Below are 6,313 nucleotides of genomic sequence, written 5' to 3'. Positions count from 1 at the left end.
TTGCTTCGCTTCGCACTGCGGTCACGCTCGGTAGCTCAGGTCCGTTCCGTCACGCGAGGCGCATTCGCGTGCCACCGCGGGGGCGCCCATGCCGCAAGCGGCAACGCTAGGACCGGCCTATGCGGTCGAGTCGAGCGCGCAGACCGCCCTGATCTGGATTGCTCGAAGCCGTCCGCTCAACGCGCACCGCCCCAATCGGACCCGCCATCGTGCGGTGCGCCTGCGGCGGTGTCGGTCTGCGCGGCGCTTGCCCACCGCGGCCACAGCCAGTCCAAATCACTCCGACAGCGCCCGCAGCCACGCCGCTGCGCGAAGGCCCTGCTCGCGTTGAAACCCGCGCAGGGTGGGGAGCTGTGGGATCACCGGTTCCGTCGACGCGCAGAGGAAGAATCCCGTCATCGCGGCGACCACCGACCGCAGCGCGGAGGCATCCACTGCGCGGAGCATTGGTTGTCGACCCATCTCCTCGATCGGCGGCGTTCCCGAGAACATCGCCATGCTCGGCAGTGCGAGCACGACATCGAGCCACGGCGCACCGATGCTCGCCTCGGGCCAGTCCAGCACGATCATCCCGTCGCTCGCGAGCATCATGTTGTCGGCGCGGAGGTCACCGTGGACGAGCGCGCTCCCGTGCACGGTTTCGCGCCACGATCGGGAGTAGCCGATCACCGCGTCGATGTGGTCGGCGATCCACGGGTCGAGACGCGCGGCGGGTGCGTCGGCGCCCGCGCGCGACCAGGCATCCAGACTGCCGGCGCTGACCTCTTCGAACGGCGGAAGGTCGATGGGGCTCGGGTCGAGCAGCTCGGACAGCGCGGCATACGTGTCGAACATCGCGGCACGGTCGGCGGCATCGCCGGGAACGGGGTGGCGGCCCTCGATGTGTGCGTACAGCAGCACGATCCAGTCGTCGAACTCGCTGGATGCCAGAAGGTCCGCGTGCGGAACCTGTCGGGGCAGCAGCCCGAGAATGTCCCGCTCGCGCCGGTACAGATCGCGCGCGCGGTCGGACGTGTCGGTCGAGGCCGCCTTCGCGAACACCGTCCGACCATCGGCGAGGACCAGCGTCGACGCGAGACCCGGCGAGAAGCCGCCGAACGACGTTACGGCTGAGACGACGCTTGACCCGCACAGTGACTCGATCCGGGCACGCACCTCCGGCGGGCAGTCGGCCCAGGTCAGCCGGTTGCGGCCGCCCTGCACCGTGCTCTGATCGGTCATCACCGCATCCTCTCGCCGTCGTGCGTAGATCTCGCTCGAAGGTCGTCAGGCCACCGCCGCCCGCGCCCGCCGCGCCAGCTCATCCCCGTCAATCCCGGGCCAGCCGTAGAGGACCTGCGCATCGGCATCCGGTAGCGCGCTCGCGCCCCACACGGCACCGGCGAGGGAGCCGGCGATCGCGGCGACGGTGTCGGTGTCATTTCCCCCGCGCACGGCACGGACGATCGCCTCGCGCGGCGAGTCGGCACCCGCGACCGCCGCGAGCGCGCCCTGGAACGCACGGACGACCCACCCGTTCTGGGCGCGGAAGTCCCGCGGGTGGATGCCGGGAGCCGTCGCCTCGTCGATGAAACCGCGCCAGCGATCTCGGCGCTCGGCGGGCAGGGCGTCGAGCTGCCCCAGCATGTCGAGCTCGCCGGTGAGGATCGCGTGGCGGATCGCGAGCGACCACAGCACGACGGCGTCGCCGTTATCGTCCTCCCAGTGGGTGAGTTCGGCAACGCGGCGAGCGGCTTCGGCGAGCTCGGCGGGGGACCGGTCGAGGTACCCGAGCGCGACGGGGCCGGTACGCATGAGTGACCCGTTACCGCCGCTCCGGCCGGCGCGGTCGTGCCTCTCCTTCGACGCGGCGCGCGCGGCGGTCTCGCCGGTGTCGTCGCCGAGCAGGCTCAGCACGGTGCGGGTCTGCGCGCCGACGTCCTTCGCGGTGAGGGCCCACTCGCGCCACGCGGCGACGAGCGCGGCGACGGCATCCGGATCTTCGAGCGTCCGCCCCGCGGCGAGCTGGTCGAGGATCGCGACCGCCATGCTCGTGTCGTCGGTCCACTCGCCGACGCCGTGACCGAAGACGCCCGTCCCGTACTCCGGGTCGACATCGTCGGGAAGCGCGGGACCGAACTCGTACTGTGAGCCCAGGGCATCGCCCGCAGCCGAGACGAGAACGGCGCCGACGGCGCGGTCGAGTTGATCGGCGGTGAGCGTCATCGTGTCCTCCCGTCGCGCACGGCTCGGCGCGCACGCGTCGTCTCCATCGTCGCACTCCCCTCAGTTCCGCTGGCGTCAACGCTCAGCTCACATTCCGACGGAGCGCCTCGGCTACCCAGCGTGCGTAGGCATCCCACGGCGAGGCGCCGGCCGAGAGCGCGGCGGCGTGCGTGACGAGTTCGGCATCGGCACGGAACCACTCGCCGCCCTCGCGCAGATGCGCGAACTGCGCGTGACGCGCACGTTCGACGGTGCGGTCGCCCGGCTCGAACGCGAGCAACTGCTGGTGCCAGATTGCCGCGAGGCGCCGCCGCGGCCGCGACGAGGTGCCGATCTTGATGCGGTCGTCCCAGCGCAGGTAGTAGACGACATCGATGCGCGGGCGCGGCAGCTCGGCATCCGGAGCGTCGCCCACGACCCACCCGCACACGGGGCATTCGCGCGCGCTCGGCGCGAGGGCATCGGCCCCGCACAGCACGCAGCGCTCAGACACGGTAGGCGTCCACGAGGAGGGGCCCGCGGATGTCGCAGAGCGTATCGATCAGCCGTTCGATACCGCGCCGGCTCGTCGTCGCGCCGGTGAGGTCGTGCGGGCCGAGGGCGGGGAGCGTGCCGGTGCGCAGCCGCACCACCTCCCAGCCGGCAGCGCGGAGGGCGCGGTCTTTCCGCCGGTCGGACTCCTCCCGCGGGCCGACGTGCTCGAGCCCGAACCGCCCCACGGTGTCGTACTCGATCGCGACGCGCAGCTCGGGCAGGAGGATGTCGGGCCACACCTCGACGTGGTCGAAGAAGGGGCGGGCGACGCGCACCGCGTTCATGCCGCGCGTGACGGCGAGGGCATCGAACACCGCCACGCGCAGCGCCGCTTCGGCGGCTGAGGCCGGCTTCGGCGCGCAGGCGCTCACGAACGGTGTACCGACGGCGACGTCTGGAGTCTTCCGGCAGAGGCGCGCGGATGCCGGGGACGCGCGCCGCTGCGTAGATGCCGGTGCTGACGGCATCCGCGCGCCGGACAGACGGGCCTCAGACGGACGGGCCTCGGACAAGCGCCGCCCGGGCAGCCGCGGCGCCGGCTGCACGCGCGACGGCGCAGCCTCCGCAGTGCAATCCGGGCACCAGGCGGATCTGCGCCGACGCCCGCCGGGACGGCCGCGCTGCTCGGTCGGCGTCGCGACGAACAGGTGCCCCGCCTCGCACTGCCACAGCAGCAGCACGTCGGCGGCGGGCGGGATCTGCGACAAGACGATGCCCGCATTGAGGTCGGGGTGATACTGGCGCACGAGCATCGGGAACGACGCCCACGCCTCGCGGTACGCGCCGACCTCGTACGGCACCGCGCGCCCGCGCGAGAATTGCCGCCGCGCCCACCAGTCCTGGATCCTCTCCGCCATGCGTCGCACACTACGTCGAGCCTCGGACATCGGTTCGAAAGTCGATGTCGGAGCCCCGTGTGAGCATCGGTGTGACGATGCGTGTGAGCATGCGTACACGATGCACGCGGACTGATCGGGGGAGGGCGAGATGCGAGGGGAGGCGACCGTGCTGCACGCCGACCTCGACGCGTTCTATGCGTCGGTCGAGCAGCGCGACGCGCCCGAACTCCGCGGGCGCCCGGTCATCGTCGGCGGCGGGGTCGTGCTCGCCGCGAGCTACGAGGCGAAGGCGCGCGGGGTGCGCACCGCGATGGGCGGGCGGCAGGCGCGCGAGTTGTGCCCGGACGCCGTCGTCGTCCCTCCCCGCATGGATGCCTACACAGCCGCCAGCCGCGCCGTCTTCGCGATCTTCCGCGACACGACGCCGCTGGTCGAAGGACTCTCGATCGACGAGGCGTTCCTCGAGGTCGGCGGCCTCCGGCGTATCGCCGGCGAGCCCGAGGAGATCGCGCGAGCGCTGCGTGTGCGCATCCGGGCGGAGGTGGGGCTGCCGATCTCGGTCGGCATCGCGCGGACGAAGTTCCTCGCGAAGGTCGCGAGCGCGGTCAGCAAGCCCGACGGGCTTCTGCGCGTCGACCCGGCAAGGGAGGAGGAGTTCCTCCACCCGCTGCCCGTCGAGCGGCTCTGGGGCGTCGGTGCCGTGACCGCCGAGAAGCTCCATCGCCTCGGCATCCGCACCGTCGGGCAGCTCTCCGAGCTCGAAGAGGCGACGGCGGAGCGTCTGCTCGGACGCGCGGCGGGCGCGCACGTGCACGCGATGGCGCGGCTGCGCGACCCGCGACCGGTCGTCACGACGACGCGGCGCGGGTCGATCGGCTCGCAACGTGCGCTCGGCAACCGCCCGCGCGCGCCCGACGAGCTCGACGTCATCCTGACCCAGATCGTCGATCGCCTCGGACGGCGACTGCGCGACGGAGGGCGGGGATGCCGCACGGTCACCCTCCGACTGCGCTTCGGCGACTTCGCGCGCGCTGCCCGCTCGCACACGCTCCGAACAGCGACCGATCGGACGGGGCTGCTCGGGGGCATCGCGCGCACGCTGCTCGCCGAGGCGATGCCCGAGATCTCGGCGCGCGGCATCAGCCTGATCGGCATCTCGCTCTCGCACCTCGTGCGCGGCGACGCGCTGCCGGCGGATCTGCCGATCGACTGGGGCGACGGCGCGCAGCTCGACTCGGTGCTGGATGCCGTCCGCGACCGCTTCGGGGCGGCGTCTGTCGCCCGGGCGACGCAGATCGGGCGCGACACCGGATGGGACGCGCCGTTGCTGCCGGAGCACGAGTGAGGCGGCACGAGCGAGAGAGCACGAGTGAGGGGGCCCGAGCGAGGGAGCCCGAGCGAGACGGTCCGAGTGAGCGCGCACGAGCGAGACGGCAGGAGGGAAACGGCGAGACAATCGAAGGGTGCAGACGATTCTCGGAGCAGGCGGACAGATAGCGACGGAGCTCGCGCGGGAGCTGGCCCGCGAATACACGACCGAGCTTCGGCTGGTCAGCAGGCATCCGGTCGCGGTGAACGCCACCGACACCGTCGTGGCCGCCGATCTGACCGACGCGGCGCAGACGCAACGCGCCGTCGCCGGCAGCGACATCGTCTACTTCACGGCGGGGCTGCCCGCGAGCACCGAACTGTGGCAGACCCGCTTCCCGTCGATGCTGCGGCACGCGCTCGACGCGGCATCCGCCGCGGGCGCGGCGTTCGCGTACTTCGACAACACGTACATGTACCCGCAGGACGATCGCGTCCAGACCGAGGCCACCCGGTTCGCGCCAGTCGGCCCCAAGGGTCGCGTGCGCGCGGAGATGGCCGAGATGGTGCTCGACGAGATGGCGCGCGGTGACATCCCGGTGCTCGTCGCGCGCGCTCCGGAGTTCTACGGACCGGGCAAGACGCAGAGCTTCACGAACCGTCTCATCACCGAGCGGCTGGCCGCCGGCGAGACGCCGCTCGTGCCGGTGCGCGACGATCGCCGCCGCTCACTCATCTGGACGCCGGACGCGAGTCGCGCCCTCGCGCTGCTCGGGAACACGCCAGACGCCTTCGGCCAGACGTGGCACCTGCCGGTATCGCCCGAGCACCCGACGTATCGCACCTTCGTCGCCGACGCCGCGGCGGCGTTCGAGGCCAAGGACCGCTACCGGGTCGTCCCGGCGTGGCTTCTGCGCGCCGCGGGGATCGTCTCACCGCAGGCACGGGAGATCCGCGAACTGCTCCCGCGCTATGCGCACGACAACCTCTTCGACTCGACGAAGTTCGCCGCCGCGTTCCCTGACTTCCGCATCACGTCGTACACGGAGGGTCTCGCCGAGATCGCGGGGGAGCGCTCAGCCTGAGCCGTCCGTTCCGGACGGGCCGGGCTCGTCAGGACTGAGCCTCGACCCGCCGGTTGTGGGCCAGGTTGACGAGCAGCAGAGGCAGGAGCAACCCCAGCACGACGGCGATGATCGGCAGCGGTGACCCCGGGTATTGCGAGCCGCCCGTCGTGGCTCCGCCGACAACCAGCAGGATCCCGAAGACGCGCAGAGCAAGGGCCTTGCCGGGAACGTGCGGCGGGTTCCGCCAGAACGGGATGAGGTCTTCGGGATTCGCGCGCGACACGACGACCAGCGACGCGGTCCACAGTGCGACGCCGACGATCACGATGAGGACGTACGCGATGACAGGCATGCACCCAT

General features: G+C 71.9%; 7 protein-coding genes. 2 read left to right on the top strand and 5 right to left on the bottom strand.

Annotation, left to right across the window (positions count from 1 at the left end):
• Nucleotides 1–276 precede the first annotated feature (276 nt).
• The 4 genes from ACRVYW_RS03455 to ACRVYW_RS03440 all read right to left on the bottom strand — a co-directional run bounded on the left by ACRVYW_RS03455 (nucleotide 277) and on the right by ACRVYW_RS03440 (nucleotide 3,596).
• Nucleotides 277–1,221, bottom strand: a complete 945-nt coding sequence (locus ACRVYW_RS03455; RefSeq protein WP_431801693.1) for a phosphotransferase family protein — start codon at nucleotides 1,219–1,221, stop codon at nucleotides 277–279.
• Nucleotides 1,222–1,266: 45 nt separating this feature from the next.
• On the bottom strand, nucleotides 1,267–2,205 hold the full coding sequence (locus tag ACRVYW_RS03450; RefSeq protein WP_431801691.1) for an ADP-ribosylglycohydrolase family protein: 939 nt from the start codon (nucleotides 2,203–2,205) through the stop codon (nucleotides 1,267–1,269).
• An 82-nt stretch (nucleotides 2,206–2,287) separates the two neighbouring features.
• Complete coding sequence (locus ACRVYW_RS03445; RefSeq protein WP_431801690.1) at nucleotides 2,288–2,698, bottom strand: GIY-YIG nuclease family protein; 411 nt, start codon at nucleotides 2,696–2,698, stop codon at nucleotides 2,288–2,290.
• Nucleotides 2,691–3,596, bottom strand: coding sequence for a hypothetical protein (locus tag ACRVYW_RS03440; protein ID WP_431801688.1), 906 nt, complete (start codon nucleotides 3,594–3,596; stop codon nucleotides 2,691–2,693). The genes ACRVYW_RS03445 and ACRVYW_RS03440 overlap by 8 nt, the downstream gene beginning before the upstream one ends.
• A gap of 130 nt (nucleotides 3,597–3,726) precedes the next feature.
• Between ACRVYW_RS03440 and dinB the strand changes: the two genes are divergently transcribed.
• Both dinB and ACRVYW_RS03430 read left to right on the top strand, forming a co-directional pair.
• Nucleotides 3,727–4,923 (top strand): DNA polymerase IV, encoded by a 1,197-nt coding sequence (gene dinB / locus ACRVYW_RS03435; RefSeq protein WP_431801686.1) that lies wholly within the window; start codon nucleotides 3,727–3,729, stop codon nucleotides 4,921–4,923.
• Nucleotides 4,924–5,041: 118 nt separating this feature from the next.
• Complete coding sequence (locus ACRVYW_RS03430; RefSeq protein ID WP_431801684.1) at nucleotides 5,042–5,971, top strand: NAD-dependent epimerase/dehydratase family protein; 930 nt, start codon at nucleotides 5,042–5,044, stop codon at nucleotides 5,969–5,971.
• Between the two features lie 28 nt (nucleotides 5,972–5,999).
• Here ACRVYW_RS03430 and ACRVYW_RS03425 read toward each other — a convergent pair whose 3' ends face one another.
• Complete coding sequence (locus ACRVYW_RS03425) at nucleotides 6,000–6,305, bottom strand: hypothetical protein (protein ID WP_431801682.1); 306 nt, start codon at nucleotides 6,303–6,305, stop codon at nucleotides 6,000–6,002.
• Nucleotides 6,306–6,313: the final 8 nt, after the last annotated feature.

Source organism: Microbacterium sp. bgisy203 (genome assembly GCF_965345155.1).
In the GTDB taxonomy this organism is placed as follows: domain Bacteria; phylum Actinomycetota; class Actinomycetes; order Actinomycetales; family Microbacteriaceae; genus Microbacterium.
The sequence above is the reverse complement of the archived record's forward strand: the minus strand, read 5'-3'. Positions and strand labels throughout refer to the sequence as shown.

Bases quoted from the DNA above. Each gene is read 5' to 3' on its own strand.
- ACRVYW_RS03440 (WP_431801688.1), bottom strand. From the start codon at position 3,596: ATGGCGGAGAGGATCCAGGACTGGTGGGCGCGGCGGCAATTCTCGCGC.
- dinB (WP_431801686.1), top strand. From the start codon at position 3,727: ATGCGAGGGGAGGCGACCGTGCTGCACGCCGACCTCGACGCGTTCTAT.
- ACRVYW_RS03455 (WP_431801693.1), bottom strand. From the start codon at position 1,221: ATGACCGATCAGAGCACGGTGCAGGGCGGCCGCAACCGGCTGACCTGG.
- ACRVYW_RS03450 (WP_431801691.1), bottom strand. From the start codon at position 2,205: ATGACGCTCACCGCCGATCAACTCGACCGCGCCGTCGGCGCCGTTCTC.
- ACRVYW_RS03425 (WP_431801682.1), bottom strand. From the start codon at position 6,305: ATGCCTGTCATCGCGTACGTCCTCATCGTGATCGTCGGCGTCGCACTG.